The following is a 15,707-nucleotide window of genomic DNA, read 5'->3' as shown; positions in this document are numbered from 1 at the left end:
TAGCGGTCACGTCGCTGCTCGACGATCGCTGCACGCTACTGGAACTGTGGTGAGCGGTCCGGGACATGGGAATCACCTACGCCCGGACCTCCTCTTCCTCGAGGGAGACGCCGACCTCGCGAGCGAAGCGCTCCAGCTCCGCCTCGGTGACTCGATCGCCCTCGGCGCCGTAATCCTTGACCCGCCGGGTGACCGCCCGGACCTCCTCCTCGGAGGGGGCAAAGCCCGCGCCATCCAGGCGCTCCCGGACGGAGTGGGTCCCGGTGTGCTTGCCCAGCACCAGTTCGCGCTGTGCCCCGACCATCTCGGGCGTCATGACGCCGGGCTCGAACGTGTCGGAGTTCTCGATCACGCCGGCGGCGTGGATGCCGCTCTCGTGGGAGAACGCGTTCGCGCCGACGACCGGCTTGTTCGCCGGGACCGGCATGTCTGACTTCTCCTCGACGATCCGAGAGAGCTCCGTGATCCGGGTCGTGTCGATCCCGGTGTCGACCTGGAACAGCGACTCCAGGGACATCACGTACTCCTCGTAGGCGGCGTTACCGGCACGCTCGCCGATGGAGTTGACCGAGACCTGCGCCTGATCGGCACCGGCCTCGATTCCGGAGATGGCGTTGGCCGTGGCCATCCCGAAGTCGTCGTGGGTGTGGACGTCGATCCGCGCGTCGGTGTGGTCGGTGACCGTGTCGATCAGGTCGTAGAACCGCCGCGGCGCGGCGACCCCACAGGTGTCGGGAATGTTGATCCAGTCGGTACCGGCCTCTGTGACTGCCTCGATCACGTCGAGCAGGAACGTCTCGTCGGTCCGCGTGGCGTCCATCGGCGAGAACATGCAGGTCGCGCCCGCGTCGGTGACCTGCTCCACCGCGTCGACGGCGTTCTGACGGACCTCCTCCCGCGTCGCGTGCATGGAGTCCTCGATCTGGACGTCGCTGGTCGAGACGAACACGTGGACCATCTCCGCACCGGTGTCCAGTGCCGCCTCGATGTCCTTATCGACCACGCGAGCGAGCCCACAGACGTCGTTGCTGGTGCTCTTCGCGATATCTCTGACTGCCTCGAACTCAGCGTCTGAGTTCACCGGGAACCCCGCCTCGATGACGTGGGTGCCCATCTCGTCGAGGATCGCCGCTATCTCGCGCTTGTCCTCGTATGAGAAGGACGTGCGAGGCGACTGTTCCCCGTCTCTGAGCGTCGTGTCGAAAACACGTGCCGTCTCGATCTCGTCAGTTGAATCCAGTGTGCCCTGGAAGAACTCGATCCGCCTGGCTGGTGCCAGACGAGTCGTCGGAATGCGACATTGTGTTCGTTACAGAACGAATCTGCCTACATAAGTCTGTCCCTGTGGTTCCGTGAAATCGTATTCGAGGACGGGGAGTCGGGCCGTCGTTCGTGCAATTTTTGCGAGTGGCGGGATCCCGAGTGGTCGTTCGTACGAATTTTGCGGTGAAACGGCCCTCGCTGACGGCCCGAACACGGTCCGTCGCCAGCAACCCGAAGCTTGGCCTGTCGACGGTCGCGGTCAGACCGGTAGTTTCCGCATCATCCCTGGCAGACGATTCCAGAGCCGACGCCTGATACCGCCACGGAGCCCCGCGATCCGATCCATCTCCGCATCGGTCAGCTCGAACTCGAAGACGGCGAGATTGGCCTCGAGGTGCCCCCTGCTGGTGGCCTTCGGGATCGCGACGACCTGTTCCTGCTGGACGGCCCACCGGAGCGCAACCTGGGCGGCGGACTTGTCGTACTTTTCGCCAATCTCGGCGAGCGTTTCGTCAGTGATCGCCTCGCCGCGACCGAGCGGGCTGTAGGCAGTCAGCGCGACGCCCTCCCGCTGGCAGAACGCGAGGAGATCCGACTGATCCTTGTAGGGGTTGTAGAGGACCTGATCGGTGACGATCGGAGCATCTGCGATTTCCATCGCATCTTGAAGCTGTGACCGAGTGAAGTTGCTCACACCGAGGTGTCGGACTGTGCCCTCGTCGTGGAACTCGTCCATCACGCCGAGCGTCTCCTCGAAGGACACGCGGGGATGGGGCCAGTGGATGAGAAGCAGATCAACGTAGTCGGTGTCGAGTTTCTCGAGGCTCCGCTCGAACGACGCGCGGGCGTCCCCAGCGCGAAGGTTCCCGCGATCGAGCTTCGTCGTCAGGAAGACGTCCTCGCGATCGACGCTCGATCTCGCGATCCCCTCGCCGACCTGTGCCTCGTTCCCGTACATCTGGGCGGTGTCGACGTGACGATAGCCCAGGTCGAGCGCGGTCTCGACAGTCTCGGCACAGGAAGAGCCAGTGTTCTGCCAGGTCCCGAGACCGAGTGCGGGGATCTCGGCACCGGCGGCTTCGACGTGGTGCATACCCACAGTGAGAGCCAGAGTCACAAGAAACCACCTCGGCGGACGGTCACGGAGATCCACCCGGCGGTAAGACACCTTTTTGCACACCCCCACCGAAGCGCGACCATGTCGCTCGACGATCACGCCGAGGATCTCGCCTCCGACCTCGGTGTTGACAAAGAGGAGGTCAAAGCGGACCTGGAGAATCTGGTCGAATATAGCGTCCCGGTCGACGAGGCCAAAGAGAGCCTCCGCCGGAAGTACGGTGGAGGTGGCGGAGGGGGCGGAAGCTCCACGCCATCCGTCGACTCGATCGCGGAGATCGACACCGAGACGGGGAGCGTCAATCTCACCGCTCGGGTGCTCACCGTCGGGACGCGAGAGATCTCGATCGACGGCGAGGACCAGGTCATCCGGGAGGGTGACCTCGCCGACGATTCGGGGATCATCGAGTACACCGCCTGGGAGGATTTCGGCCTCGAAGCCGGTGACACGATCACCGTCGGCAACGCCGGCATTCGCGAGTTCCGCGGCAACGCGCAGGTGAATCTCGGCTCCTCGACGACGGTCACGTTCGAGGAAGAGGCGCTCGAGGTCCCCTACGAAATCGGGCCGGAGCGCTCGCTGACGGATCTTCAGGTCGGCGACGCCGGGCGGACCGTCGAGGTGCTGGTCGAGGAAGTCGAGACCAGAACAATCGACGGCCGCGACGGCGAGACGACGATCAAATCCGGCGTCTTCGGCGACGAGTCCGGACGGCTACCCTTCACCGACTGGGGCAACCGCGACGAACTGGAGGCGGGTGCTGCGATCCGCGCCGAGAACGTCCACGTCCGTGAGTTCCGCGGCGTTCCCGAGGTCAGCCTCTCGGAGCGGGCGACCGTCGAGACCGTGGACCGCGAGATCGAGGTCGGCGAGGAAGTCACTCGCCGCTCGATCCGCGAAGCAGTCGCGACCGGTGGCATCTACGACGTCGAAGTCGTGGGGAACGTCGTCGACGTCCGCGACGGCTCCGGCCTCATCGAACGCTGTCCCGAGTGTGGCCGCGTCATTCAGAACGGCCAGTGTCGCTCCCACGGGGAGGTCGAGGGCGAGGACGATCTGCGCGTGCGTGCAATTCTCGACGACGGCACCGACACCGTGACTATCGTCCTCGGGCCCGACAGGACCGAGGAGATCTACGGCGGCGGACTCGAGAAGGCGAGAGAAGCCGCTCGCGACGCGATGGACCAGACCGTCGTCGGCGAGCAGATCGCCCAAGAGATCGTCGGCAGGGAGTACAGAGTGCGCGGGCACCTGTCCGTCGACGACTACGGCGCGACGCTCGACGCCTCCGAGTTCGAAGAATCCGACGACGAGCCAGCGAGTCGCGCTGCCGATCTCCTCGCGGAGGTGGGCCAATGAGCAGCGCCGGACCGGGCCGCCGCGAGGTCGCCCACCGACTCTTCGCTGCGGAGTACGACGACGCCACGCTCGAGTACGCCGAAAGCGACGAAGAGCGCGCCCCAAACTACGTCGTCACGCCGAGTGGAACGCGGATCAACCGCCTGTTCGTTGTCGGCGTGCTCACCGCTGTCGAGCAAGTGAACGACGACACCGTTCGCGCGCGGATCGCCGACCCCACCGGTGCGTTCGTCGTCTATGCCGGCCAGTACCAGCCCGACGAACTCGCCGCGCTGCAGTCCCTCGAAGCGCCGGCGTTCGTCGCGGTTACGGGGAAGGCCAACACCTTCTCGCCGGAGGGCTCCGATCGCGTACTTACATCCGTTCGCCCAGAGAGCGTCACGGAAGTCGACGCCGAGACGCGCGATCGCTGGGTGACGACGACGGCCGAGCACACGCTCGCTCGAATCCAGACTGCGGCGAGCGCCCTGTCGAAGGACGAGCGGGGCGAATCGCTCCGAGCAGCCTTGCTGCGCGACGGTGTCGATCCGAGTCTGGCCGAAGGAGTCGCGCGCGCCATCGACCACTACGACACCACCGCCGACTACCTCGGCGCGCTCCGCGACCTCGCCGTACAGGCGCTCGAAGTCGTCGCCGGCGAGCGCTCGGAAGTGGAGTCCATGGATCACGAACCAGCCGGTGGCGAGGGTACCGTGACCGCGAGCGATCTCGCCGCACTGCTCGGCGAGGAACGCCTCGCGGCGACGCGTGCAGCCGACAACGTCGACGTCGATGCGCTACTCGGCGACGTAGACGATGCGGCCCCGGGAGCGTCCGAATCCGACGCTGCTGACTCGGCGGAGGAATCCGCCGACGCCGAATCGACGACACCCGATTCCGAGTCTGATCCCACCGGAAATTCGGTTTCCGATCCCGATACCGAACCCGAATCGACCGGCGCAGCAGACTCGGAGGATGGGAAAGTATCCGAGGAAACTGGAGGCGCCGAGGCAGAGACCGACGAGGCCGCCGTCGAGGATACCGCCGCCGAGACCGAGGAGCCAGCCGACGCTCCGGATGATCCAAGACCTGCCGATTCGGACGACGACGGTGACGACGCGACGGCCGATGCCGATCCCGAGACCAGTGAAACGGCGGCGGAGACCGCCGACGCAGAGCAGGCCGGAAACGACGAGATCTACGAGTTCGACGAGGAGGAGCGCGAGCAGATCGAAGCCGAGCACGGCGTCGAGTTCCAGAGCGGTACCGAGGTCGAGCCGGCGGGCGAGGCCGACATCGAGACCGATGCAGAGGAAGGGTCGGACGCCGAGGCCGAAACGGGGGCCACCGACGACGGAGCAGACGACACCGACGAAGCCGACACCGTTGACGAAGCCGAAACCGACGACGAGAGCGCTACCGAGGAGACCGAATCCACCGATGCATCCGACGACGATGCCGAGGGGGACGTCGATCTCGAAGCAGCCCTCGTCGAGGAGATGGACGCGCTGGACGACGGCGACGGGGCAGATCGGGAGGCCCTGATCGACGCCGTCGCAGGAGAGACCGGTGCCGACGCCGAGGCGATCGACGACGCGATCGACGACCTGCTGATGAGCGGGCAGTGTTACGAACCCAGCGAGGGGACGCTCAAGCCGATCTGATGGCGACGCTCGAACCGGTTGCCGGCGCGCCCGCCGCGACTGCGCAGATCGGCACCGATCGAGCGCTCGTTATCGCGGACTACCACGCCGGCATCGAAGTGGCACTCGCCATCGAACGTGGCATCGAGGTCGAATCCCGCGCCGAGCAGCGACGCGAGCGACTCGTCGATCTCGTCGAACGGACGGCGCCGGACCGACTCGTTATCCTCGGCGACCTCATGCACTCGATCGGCGATCCGGGCGGTCGCGAGCGCGACGAGATCGAATCGCTCGTCGCGGCGCTGCCGGAGCTCCCGATCACGCTGGTAAAGGGCAACCACGACGGGGCGATCGAGGAGTGGGTGCCACGCGTCGAAGTGACCGACGGAACCGGCGTGCGGCTCGGGGAATTCGGCTTCGCGCACGGGCATACCTGGCCGTCGCGGGCGGTCGTCGCTGCCGACGTCGTCTGCGTCGGCCACGAGCATCCCCAGGTCCGTCTCGAAGACGAGGTCGGCGGGAGCAGGGTCGAACGGATCTGGCTTCGCGGACCGATGGCCCGAGCACCCTTCGCGGAACGCGATCCCGATCTCGATTGGGCAGCACCGGAGCTCGTCGTACTGCCGGCGTTCAACGAGCTCGCCGGTGGAACTTGGGTCAACGTCGAGGGGCAGGAGTTTCTCGCCCCGTTTCTACCCGAGGGCCTCGGCAGTGGGGACGCGTTCTTGCTCGACGGCACGCGGCTCGGAGACTACCGGACGGTTTGAGCGAACAGCTCCGGGTGCTCGGCGCCGTAGATTGGACCGACAGAAGCACGGGGTCGGGACCCCAGCCACGAAATCCCGACCCGAGGCAGGAGGCGTATCGCGCTGGTTACTTGGACTGCCCAGTTCAGAGTCGACGGGACACCGTCGACAAAGACCCATATGGCAGACAGCCACATATATGCCCTTCTTGCGGCAGATTCTTCAATTTCAAATGGTGGAACCATCCAAGCGACCATCAACCACACCAAAATTTGGATATACGGCGTGTGCAATGATTGCGAGTCTCTGAACAGTGGACGAGTGCCCACAGAGTATGCATATCGCCAGTACGGGCACTTGCAATCCGTTTCAAACACATTCGCCCAATATATAGGCCGATTAGAGGAATAAGATGCAGTATTAGGGAATTTCTTATGCGTGTTCACTGTTTCCACACGTCCATGCACGGAATCGACCCATACGAGCCGACGGACTCGACTTTCGAATGTCCAAGTTGCGGTGCAAGATCGGACGCACGCGGCGAGTGCGAGAACTGTTCGATCACGCTACGGAACATCTCCGTGGCGCGCGAATACGCTGGCAGCACCCGGCAGCTCGGTGTAGTGAGTAGAGAGTAGGGAGTGAGGACAGATCGAGGGAGAACGAGGGAAAACGACGATCTACGGGAGATGCCCCCTCACACGCTTCGCGTCCGACCACTGCGCTTAACGGCTCTGCACCACTAGGCCTGCCGATGAGTCGGGAGTCGGGAGCGGACGCCTTCTCGCATCTTGGGCCAGCAGTCCGCACTGCGCTCTCCGAGCGCGGCTTCTCCACTCCCACCGAGCCACAGCGCCTCGCGATCCCACCGATCGCGGACGGTCGCCACACGCTCGTCGTCGCACCGACCGGGACCGGCAAGACCGAGACGGCGATGCTCCCGGTGTTCGACGCAGTCGCCGAGGCCGAGCACAGGTTCGGCATCTCGGCGCTCTACGTCACGCCGCTGCGCGCACTCAATCGCGATATGCGCGACCGGCTGGACTGGTGGGGGGAGGAGCTCGATCTCGACATCGACGTTCGCCACGGCGACACCACGGATTACCAGCGAAGCAAACAGGCCGACGATCCGCCGGACGTGCTCGTGACGACGCCGGAAACCCTCCAGGCGATGTTCACCGGGAAGAAGCTCCGGAGGGCACTGTCGGACGTCGAGCACGTCGTGATCGACGAGATCCACGAGCTCGCGGCGTCAAAGCGCGGAGCACAGCTCGCAGTTGCACTCGAACGACTGCGCGCGCTGTCCGGACCGTTCCAACGCGTTGGCCTCTCCGCGACGGTCGGCGATCCCGAGACGGTCGGCGCGTTCCTCAGTGGTGGCCGCGGCTGTGCGGTCCGCGAAGTCGACGTTGGCAGCCGGTTGTCCCTCGACGTCCAGGTGCCAGCGGTCACGCCGGCGGACGAGGATCTCGCGAGCGAGCTGATGATCGAGGAGGAGTTCGCGAGCCACGTCCGCGCAATTCGGGACGTCGTCGCGGCCAACGAGTCCACGCTGATCTTCGTGAACACCAGACAGACGGCGGAGGCGATGGGCTCGCGGTTCACGCAGCTCGCCAGCGACGACGACGCAGTCGACGTCGGCGTCCACCACGGCTCGCTCGCCAAGGAGGCCCGGATCGAGATCGAGGATTCGTTCAAATCCGGGCAACTCGACGGACTCCTCTGCACCTCCTCGATGGAGCTGGGAATCGACGTCGGCCACGTCGATCACGTCGTCCAGTACCAGAGCCCGCGACAGGTGACGCGGCTGCTCCAGCGCGTCGGACGGGCCGGTCACAGGAGCGATCAGGTGTCGGCGGGAACGGTCGTCGCGACGCGGTCGGACGACGCCTTCGAGGCGATGGCGATCGCGCGCCGATCACTCGACGGAGAGGTCGAGCCGGCGCCGATCCACGATGGGAGCCTCGACGTGGTCGCGAACCAGATCGGCGGGATCGTCGAGGGACAGGGTGGGATCCACGCCCGCCGAGCGTTCGAGATCGTCACCGGAGCGTACCCCTTCCGGGACCTGGAGCAGGAGACGTTCAAGCACGTCGTCCGCGAGCTCTCGAAAAACCGTATCGTATACCTCGACGAAGACGCCGATCGCATCGAGTCCTCGGGGACCTGGCGGTACGTCTACGAGAATCTCTCGATGATCCCGGACGAGGAAACCTACGCCGTCGAGGACGTCGCCTCCGGCTCCCAGATCGGGACTCTCGACGAGCGGTTCGTCGCGACGTTCGCCGAGCCCGGCGCCGCCTTCATCCAGGGCGGTCAGATGTGGCGCGTGACGAACGTGGACGACGACGATGGCTCGCTGACGGTCTCGCCGGTCGAAGACCCCTCCGGCGAAATTCCCTCCTGGATCGGCGAGGAGATCCCCGTCCCGCGACCGGTCGCCGAAGAGGTCGGCGAACTTCGCGGGGTCGCAGGTCAGCAGTTCGAGCGCGGTGCCGATCGCGCAGCGGTCGCTCGGGACCTTGCGAGTCGCTATCCGATCGAGGCCGATCACGTCAAGCGGACGCTCGACCCCATCGAGCGCCACGCTGGCGAGGCGCCGCTCCCGTCGGACCGCCGGATCCTCCTCGAGCGAGAAGGAGGCAAGATCGTTCTCAACGCCTCGTTCGGCCACGACGCCAACGAGACGCTCGGGCGTATGTTGTCGGCGCTACTGGGCCAACGGACCGGCTCGTCCGTCGGACTCGACGTCGACCCCTACCGCATCGATCTCGAGGTCCCCGGCGTCGTCGATGGACGAGACGTGATCGCCGTGCTCGAAGAGACCGATCCCGACCACGTCGAACCGCTGCTCGAACTATCGCTGGACCGATCGGAAGCACTGGCGTTTCGGCTCTCGCAGGTCGCGGAGCATTTCGGCGCGATCAAACCCTGGCAGGGCGATTCGAGCCCGCCAGCGAGTCGACTGCGCCAGTACCTCGCCGACACTCCAGCCTACGACGAGGCCAAGCGAGAGGTGTTCCACGAGGACCTCGACGTGGCGGCTGCGGCGGACATAGTGCGATCGATTCAGGCAGGCGAGATCGAGACAGAGCTTGTCGGTGGTCGGACGCCGATCGGCACCGCCGGGCGAAGCTCCAACATGGAACTGCTCGTTCCCGAGAACGCCGACGCCGGCGTCGTCGAGCAGGTCAAAGACCGAATTTACGGCGACGACGTTCGGCTGTTCTGCGTCCACTGCCAGGACTACGATCGCGTGAAGCCGGTGAAGCGAGTCCGTGAAGAGCCCTACTGCCCCCACTGCGAGTCGACGATGATCGCCGCGCTCCACCCGTGGGCAGACGACGCCGTCGCTGCGATTCGGACCGACGAGAAAGACGACGAGCAGGAGAAACGAACCGAGCGAGCCTACCGCTCGGCGAGTCTCGTACAACACCACGGAAAAGTCGCCGTGATTGCGATGGCAGCCCGTGGCGTCGGCCCCGATACCGCAGCCCGGATCATCAACAGACACCGGGAGGACGAGGCCGACTTTTATCGGGATATTCTGGAAGAGGAACGGCAGTACGCCCGGACCAAGTCGTTCTGGGACTAAGAGTGCGGTTTCAGTACAAACACTCTCTTTCTGACACCCTTTCTTTCACTCATTCACACCCATCTCCGCTAGGCCAAGACCGCTTATCCACAGTAGATCGCACTCTGCAATCCCACAGTTCGAAGAAAGCCGGTTCTACCGAGCCGGAACAGTAGGAGACGAGACCGCGAAATAGACGGACGGCGGACGGATAACGGACGGGCACCGCCGCCGCCAATACGGCACTCCGGCGGGTACGCAAACCGTACTGAAAGTATACGTCGTCGTTACGGCGAACCCACTCGCACTGCCGAGTGGGAAACCCTTTTGCGACCTGGGGCGAAACGAATCTGCGTATCATGAGCGTCACGCTGAAAGACTTCTACGCGGACTGGTGCGGGCCGTGTAAGACGCAGGATCCGATCCTCGAGGAGCTTTCCGAGGAGTGGGGAGATCGCTTCGCCGTCGAGAAGGTCAACGTCGACGAGGAACAGGAGATCGCCAACGAGTATCAGGTGCGCTCGCTGCCCACCCTGATCGTCGAGAACGACGAGGGTGTCGTGGAGCGGTTCGTCGGGGTCACCCAGCGGGATGATCTCGAGGACGCGCTCGAGCAGGCCGGCGCGTAATCGCTTTTTTTCGGCGTATCGTTGTTGCTGGACCGCTACCTGTGCCATAGCGAGAAGATTGTGCGACGGTGATCGATCGTCGAAGAAAGATCCATCGTCGACGAAGCGATGAGTTCAGAGTGACAGTGGCGTGGCCGACTCCCAGCGCGGGGCGTACAGCTCCTGGACGTCCGCCGCGAACTCGGGATCCTTGAGGTCGATGACGCCGAACGGTTCGTCGGGTTCCAGCGGATGGGTGACGTGGATCGTGACCTCGACCGCGTCGATGAGATTGAACGTTCCAACGATGTCCTCCGTCGTTCTGACCTCGTAGTTGGGATGCTCCGAGAGCGTCCGGCGGTGACGCTCGCCGACGGTTTCGGGGAGTGAGTCGACGAGTCCGGGCGTGAGCAGGACGTCGACGTCGACGCCACGGTCCAGCGCCGACTCGAACTCGTCCACGGCGAGGACTCCGAGCTCCGAGACGTCGAACAGCGGCGATCGGTCGGATGCGACGACGACGATGCGATCGTCCGCAGCGGCGAACCGCTCCATGAGGAGATCGATCGCGTTCTCGGCACCGACGGCAGCCGTCCAGAACTGCTCCTCGACGGGCTCGGCGGCGTCGAGCTCCGCGGAGAGATCGTCGACGATCTCCTCGTACTGCTCGGCCTGGGCGTCGAGCTCCCGTTTCTTGTCTTCGAGGAGCCGATCGAGCGCGGTCGCTGGCTCGACGGCGACGTATTTCTTCGGTCGACTCGCCGTCTGGCTGCGAACGAGATTGTACTGTTCGAGACTGTTCAACACGTCGTAGATCCGGCCCATCGGAACGTCACTGGCCCGTGACAACTCCTTGGCAGTTGCGGGACCCGTGTTGAGGAGGGCACGGTAGGCCCGAGCTTCGTACTCGGAGAGGCCGAGATCCCTGAGGCTCGCCATATGCAGTGGTGAGCGACGACGGACCATAAACACTGCGTTGGTTGTTTACGACAGCTCTGGCGCAGGAGATCTGCTGGGACTCAAAGGTGCTCGGCGACCCGCTCGCTCAGCTCCTCCGGGTCGAAAGCTGGCTCGGATCGCTCTGTGCCGGCGACGACGTACGCCGCATTTGAATCGAGGTCCCGTTCGCGCCCGATCGGCTCAGGGGCGGCGCCGATGTCGGGAACGACGATCGCCTCGTGGTCCGCCAGACGAAGCGCTGCCCGGTGGAGATCGCTCCCCGCGGGAGCCGAGAGGTCGATGCGGACGGTCCCACGCAGCAACCGCCCAGCAACGGTCCCGAACGCCGCGGCCTGTGGGCCGAACCGCTCGTGCGCACCAGCAAACGCTTCTACGGTCTCACGAGCGACGCTCCGGTAGCGGTCCACGCCCGTGACCTCCGCGAGGTCGAGCAGCGCACCGGCGAGTTCGACGTTGGCGTCGAGCGGTCGCAGCGGACGATCGAGCAGCCCCGGACCGGACGCCGGGCCATCGACGAACGTCTGCCCTGGCCGACGCCGTTCGATCGTTTCGTCCGCGAGGTACCGTGCGAGAGCGATCGGTCCGGAATCGGCGTCGCTCCCATCACCAGCATCACTGGCACCAAATTCGCCGACGTCCGCCTCCGGCCCCAGTACAGCCCGGACGGTCACCAGCGTCCGAATCGTCCGTGCTGCGTCGAGGAGCAGCCCACGCTCGCCCTCGACGGCGCCTGTGGTTTCCTCAGCCTCGCCGCCGCCGATCTCGTCCCTACCGTCGGCCCCAGCAGCGACATCTCGGAAGTGAACGATTTCGCCGCCCTCGACCAGCTCCTCGGTCACCGTCGCCAGCGCACGCTCGGCGAACGCGCGCGCAGTCTCGTCGTCGGTGACGGCCGTGACGGACAGGAGCGCGTCGATTGCGAGCGCGTTCCAGTCCGCGAGCACGGTTTCGTCGACGCGTGGCGTCTCCGCTCGATCGCGCTCGCCAGCGTCGAGTGCGTAGTAGTCCGCGCCGTCGCCAGCGGCCTGGCTCGCGGCGAAGGCACCGCGGCTTCCCGGCACCGAATCCGTCCACAGTGTCGTCGTCAGGAACTCTACGCCCCGCTCGGCCGAGCGTCGATAGGCCTCGTCGCCGGTGTAGCGATAGGCCGCCGTGAACGCCCGAATCAGTCCCGCGTTTGCGTCGAGGAGCTTCTCGTAGCTCAGGCCGCCCCAGTTTCGCTCGGCTGCGCTGCGATGGAAGCCACCGTCGTGCTCGTCTTCGAGGTTCGCGGCCACCGCGTCGAGCGTCCTGAGTGCCATCTCGCGGTCGCGCTTTAGGGCAAACTCGATGGCTCTTGGCATCGGGAACTTCGCACCAGTTCCCCAGCCGCCGGCCTGCTCGTCGAAGTTCTCCCGAAGCGTCTCGAGGAGGTGCCCCTCGATCGAGGTGTCGAGCGTTCCGCCCGGCGGCTCCTCGTCGGTGAGAGCGCGCGGAACGCGGCCGGCCGCTGCCCCACTCTCCTCCCACGTGCGGCGGACGCCCTCGATCGCCCCGCGTATCCCCGAAGCAGTGAGCGGGCCGGTACCGTTGAGCACCTCGCCGTCGGGCGTCAGGAATGCCGTCGACGGAACGCCGCCCATCGCGTAGCGGTTCGCGACTCGAGGCTGTCGATCGACGTCCGCCCGCACCGGAATGAACCCGTCGTCGATCGCTGCAGCGATGCGGGGCTCGCCGTAGGTCTCCGCGTCCATCCGGCGACACTCTTCGGACCACGTCGCAGTCAAAGAGAGCAATACCGGTACGTCTGCTTCCGCAGCGTCGTCGAAGGCCGCCTGCCCCCACGGCCGCCACTCGACGTGCCCACCGGGCGGCCACGACGGCACCCCGGGTGACGAATCGGCCGCTGCCCGTTGCTCGGCCTCGGGACTCCCAGCAGGAGCCGGCTCCGCCTCGGATTCCTCGGTCATGGTCGCGCTTGTCCGGCGGCGGGTAAGTGGCTTCGGAGTCCGAATGCGACTGCGTCACGAACCCCCCGAGAGCCGCTCAGATCCGGCGGTAGCCCGTCGGCGTCTCGACGATCTCCCCGCTTCGTTCGAGTTTCTGGAGTGCTCGATCCACGTACTCTCGCGACACACCGTTTTCGGCCGCGTAGGCTCGAACTGTATCCGCAGCCGGCTCGTCGTGTACCTCGAAGGCGTCGAGCACGATCTCCCGCTGGCTCCGGGTATCCCGGTCGGTCTCGTCCGCGCGCTCACCGGCCTCGGCGACGGCATCGGGGTCGATGCCGGCCGCTTCCAGGCGCTCCTCGTCGTCGACCACGTCCTCCTCGATCGAAGCTTCGAGGTCGCCAAACGACGGCGCATCGTCGCCCGCGCCGCGCCGGTTCGCGACCAGCGCCGCACGCGCCTCCCGGGCGTCGTCGGCCTCGGTCGTCTCGGCGAAGTGGCGGAGTCGGTCAGTCCGGTGGCGTGTGCCACACCGCGGACAGGTGGCGGAGTCCGCCCCGACCTCGATCACCCACAGCGACGAACACTCCGTGCAGCCGACGACCGCGTACATTACGTCTGGATCGGTCGCCATCGGGCAAGAACGTTTGCGAACGCACCGACGGTCAGTGGATCGGTAGCGAGGAGATCCATGCACAGGTTGAAGGCACAACGGGCGACCACCGAATGCTGTGATCTGACGGACCACGCCGGTCGGTCTCGCGCTCGTGTGGCAATCCGATCGGAGGAGTCGAACTCGCCGCCTGCTTGCCCCGAATACCCCACTAAAAAGTTGCTCAGACTGGCTCCCCGAAGGCGTACATCGTCTGGTGGCCAGTGACCTCGACGGTGAGCCAGTCGCCGGGCTCGATGCCACGCTCGCCGGCGTTCTGGACGATGATCTGTCGGTAAGCGCCGTCCCGGCATTTCACCGAGTCGGCGGTGCCCTGCTCGACGACGAGGACCTCTTGCGTCTCTCCGACCATCTCCTCGTAAACGTTACCGACGAGGTCGCGCTTGACCTCGCTCATCTCCTTCGAACGTTCCTTCTTGACCGTCCCGCCGAGCCCCTTCATGTCCGCCGCATCGGTTCCCGGACGCTTCGAGAACCGCGTGACGTTCACCTTCTCCGGACGGACCTCCCGGAGGAGTGCCATCGACTGCTCGTGGTCGGCGTCGGTCTCCGTGGGGAACCCACAGATGAAGTCCGTCGAGAGTGTCCACTCCCCGAGCGCGTCGTCGAAGGCCTCGACGACCTCGAGGAACTCCGAGACCTGGTGCTGGCGGCGCATGTCGCCGAGCACGTCGTCGGATCCGGACTGGACCGGTACGTGGAGGAAGTTGTAGAGCTCGTCGTGCTCGGCGAACACCGCGGCGAGCTCCTCGCGGATTCCGTGGACGCCCTTCGGGTTCGCCATCCCGACGCGAACGCGGAACTCCCCGTCGATCTCGGTGCAGATACGATCGAGCAGCCGGTGGAGACGTCGATCGCCGTCGTCCCAGCCGTAGACGCCAGTGTCCTGCCCGGTGATGCGGAGCTCCGTCGCGCCGGCGTGGACCAGCGCGCGGGCCTTGTCGACGTTCTCCTGGATCGGCGGCGAGTCGATCTTGCCGGTGGCCTGCTTGGTGATGCAATAGGAGCAGTCGCTCATGCAGCCACGGGCGATGGGCAGAATACCGACGACGCCGTCGAGAATCGGCTCGGCGTCGGGGGTCGTCGTCGGACACTCGCCGTTGCGGACGTGCTCAGGCACTTCGTCCCAGTGGAGGACCTCGGCGTCGACGCCGGCCTCGTGGAACGTCTCGCCCTGTGCCAGTGCCATGCAGCCAGTGATGACGAGATCGGCAGGGGTCTCGTCGTCGAGCTCCTGTGCTCGTGCGAGCATGTTCCGCTCGGTCTTCTCGACGACCGTGCAGGTGTTGAGAATCGCGACGTCGGCATCGGTGGGTCCCGACGCGGGGCTGTGGCCGCCGTCGCGGAGGGCCCGCTCGATCTGACGGCTCTCCCCGCGGTTGGAGGTGCAGCCGTAGGTTTCGATGTGGTAGCGGGCCATCGGTTATCCCCTCTAGCGGAACCGCGGGCAAAAGCCCGACGGATCCGAGACCGGCGGACAGATGCCGGCGCGCCGCTGTGCAACGGGTCAATAGCTAAGTGGGTACACGTCCCATCGATACGTATGTTTGGCGACGGGGACGACGGCTCCGTCATCTGTATCGCTTGCGGGACGGAGCTGTCGCGGTCGGCTGCGAGAGAGTACGACAAGGAGGGCGATCGCTGGAATCGCGAGGAGAAGACGTTCGAGTACCTCTGCAAACCCTGCGATCGTGACCGATCCCACCAGCCCCGACGTGGCCTCGAAGCGGACCTCGTCGCGAGCGGTGCGGGAGAGTGCGACCGCGACGAATTCCTCGCACGCCTCTGTGGTCAGCTCGAAGAGCGTGCGACCGAAGAGCCCTGAGGAGACGCTGAAGCGAACAGGTGGCGACGCCA

13 protein-coding genes are annotated in these 15,707 nt (G+C 65.6%); 7 read left to right on the top strand and 6 right to left on the bottom strand.

Translation table 11 applies throughout. The features are described from left to right. Positions 1–76: 76 nt before the first annotated feature. A complete protein-coding gene (locus MXF70_RS10190; protein ID WP_259370428.1) occupies positions 77–1,294 on the bottom strand; it encodes a LeuA family protein in 1,218 nt (405 codons plus the stop codon). Between the two features lie 228 nt (positions 1,295–1,522). Further along, positions 1,523–2,356 carry an aldo/keto reductase gene (locus MXF70_RS10185; protein WP_248515529.1) on the bottom strand — a complete coding sequence of 278 codons (834 nt, stop codon included), beginning with the start codon at positions 2,354–2,356 and terminating at the stop codon, positions 1,523–1,525. Between the two features lie 105 nt (positions 2,357–2,461). Here MXF70_RS10185 and MXF70_RS10180 point away from each other — a divergent pair, with 105 nt between their 5' ends. The 6 genes from MXF70_RS10180 to trxA all read left to right on the top strand — a co-directional run bounded on the left by MXF70_RS10180 (position 2,462) and on the right by trxA (position 10,310). Continuing rightward, entirely contained in the window at positions 2,462–3,739 is a 1,278-nt protein-coding gene (locus MXF70_RS10180; protein WP_248515528.1) for a Single-stranded DNA binding protein, read from the top strand. Beyond that, the gene (locus MXF70_RS10175; RefSeq protein WP_248515527.1) at positions 3,736–5,382 is read left to right on the top strand and encodes a hypothetical protein; all 1,647 of its coding nucleotides are present in this window, start codon (positions 3,736–3,738) and stop codon (positions 5,380–5,382) included. Before MXF70_RS10180 ends, MXF70_RS10175 begins: the two co-directional genes overlap by 4 nt. Continuing rightward, complete coding sequence (locus MXF70_RS10170; RefSeq protein ID WP_248515526.1) at positions 5,382–6,128, top strand: metallophosphoesterase; 747 nt, start codon at positions 5,382–5,384, stop codon at positions 6,126–6,128. Before MXF70_RS10175 ends, MXF70_RS10170 begins: the two co-directional genes overlap by 1 nt. A gap of 413 nt (positions 6,129–6,541) precedes the next feature. Further along, entirely contained in the window at positions 6,542–6,745 is a 204-nt protein-coding gene (locus tag MXF70_RS15495; RefSeq protein ID WP_445677845.1) for a DUF7129 domain-containing putative zinc-binding protein, read from the top strand. 116 nt (positions 6,746–6,861) lie between these two features. Continuing rightward, a complete protein-coding gene (locus MXF70_RS10165; protein WP_248515525.1) occupies positions 6,862–9,702 on the top strand; it encodes a DEAD/DEAH box helicase in 2,841 nt (946 codons plus the stop codon). A gap of 338 nt (positions 9,703–10,040) precedes the next feature. Continuing rightward, on the top strand, positions 10,041–10,310 hold the full coding sequence (gene trxA, locus MXF70_RS10160) for a thioredoxin (RefSeq protein ID WP_248515524.1): 270 nt from the start codon (positions 10,041–10,043) through the stop codon (positions 10,308–10,310). A 114-nt stretch (positions 10,311–10,424) separates the two neighbouring features. Here the strand turns inward: trxA and MXF70_RS10155 are convergent, their stop codons facing one another. From MXF70_RS10155 to MXF70_RS10140, 4 genes are all read right to left on the bottom strand, one after another. Beyond that, positions 10,425–11,228, bottom strand: a complete 804-nt coding sequence (locus MXF70_RS10155) for a TrmB family transcriptional regulator (protein WP_248515523.1) — start codon at positions 11,226–11,228, stop codon at positions 10,425–10,427. Between the two features lie 80 nt (positions 11,229–11,308). Beyond that, entirely contained in the window at positions 11,309–13,198 is a 1,890-nt protein-coding gene (locus MXF70_RS10150) for a DUF255 domain-containing protein (protein ID WP_248515522.1), read from the bottom strand. Between the two features lie 76 nt (positions 13,199–13,274). After that, entirely contained in the window at positions 13,275–13,790 is a 516-nt protein-coding gene (locus MXF70_RS10145) for a DUF5817 domain-containing protein (protein ID WP_248515521.1), read from the bottom strand. 223 nt (positions 13,791–14,013) lie between these two features. After that, positions 14,014–15,270, bottom strand: coding sequence for a tRNA (N(6)-L-threonylcarbamoyladenosine(37)-C(2))-methylthiotransferase (locus MXF70_RS10140; protein WP_248515520.1), 1,257 nt, complete (start codon positions 15,268–15,270; stop codon positions 14,014–14,016). Between the two features lie 123 nt (positions 15,271–15,393). On the opposite strand from MXF70_RS10140, the gene MXF70_RS10135 reads away from it, so the two are divergent. After that, a complete protein-coding gene (locus MXF70_RS10135) occupies positions 15,394–15,675 on the top strand; it encodes a DUF7562 family protein (RefSeq protein ID WP_248515519.1) in 282 nt (93 codons plus the stop codon). Positions 15,676–15,707: the final 32 nt, after the last annotated feature.

Source organism: Salinarchaeum laminariae (assembly GCF_023204835.1).
GTDB lineage: Archaea > Halobacteriota > Halobacteria > Halobacteriales > Salinarchaeaceae > Salinarchaeum > Salinarchaeum laminariae.
Note: the sequence above shows the minus strand (reverse complement) of the source record. Positions and strands in the feature narration are given on the sequence as shown.

Bases quoted from the DNA above. Each gene is read 5' to 3' on its own strand.
- MXF70_RS10185 (WP_248515529.1), bottom strand. From the start codon at position 2,356: ATGCACCACGTCGAAGCCGCCGGTGCCGAGATCCCCGCACTCGGTCTC.
- MXF70_RS10180 (WP_248515528.1), top strand. From the start codon at position 2,462: ATGTCGCTCGACGATCACGCCGAGGATCTCGCCTCCGACCTCGGTGTT.
- MXF70_RS10175 (WP_248515527.1), top strand. From the start codon at position 3,736: ATGAGCAGCGCCGGACCGGGCCGCCGCGAGGTCGCCCACCGACTCTTC.
- MXF70_RS10170 (WP_248515526.1), top strand. From the start codon at position 5,382: ATGGCGACGCTCGAACCGGTTGCCGGCGCGCCCGCCGCGACTGCGCAG.
- MXF70_RS15495 (WP_445677845.1), top strand. From the start codon at position 6,542: ATGCGTGTTCACTGTTTCCACACGTCCATGCACGGAATCGACCCATAC.
- MXF70_RS10165 (WP_248515525.1), top strand. From the start codon at position 6,862: ATGAGTCGGGAGTCGGGAGCGGACGCCTTCTCGCATCTTGGGCCAGCA.
- trxA (WP_248515524.1), top strand. From the start codon at position 10,041: ATGAGCGTCACGCTGAAAGACTTCTACGCGGACTGGTGCGGGCCGTGT.
- MXF70_RS10155 (WP_248515523.1), bottom strand. From the start codon at position 11,228: ATGGCGAGCCTCAGGGATCTCGGCCTCTCCGAGTACGAAGCTCGGGCC.
- MXF70_RS10150 (WP_248515522.1), bottom strand. From the start codon at position 13,198: ATGACCGAGGAATCCGAGGCGGAGCCGGCTCCTGCTGGGAGTCCCGAG.
- MXF70_RS10145 (WP_248515521.1), bottom strand. From the start codon at position 13,790: ATGTACGCGGTCGTCGGCTGCACGGAGTGTTCGTCGCTGTGGGTGATC.
- MXF70_RS10140 (WP_248515520.1), bottom strand. From the start codon at position 15,270: ATGGCCCGCTACCACATCGAAACCTACGGCTGCACCTCCAACCGCGGG.
- MXF70_RS10135 (WP_248515519.1), top strand. From the start codon at position 15,394: ATGTTTGGCGACGGGGACGACGGCTCCGTCATCTGTATCGCTTGCGGG.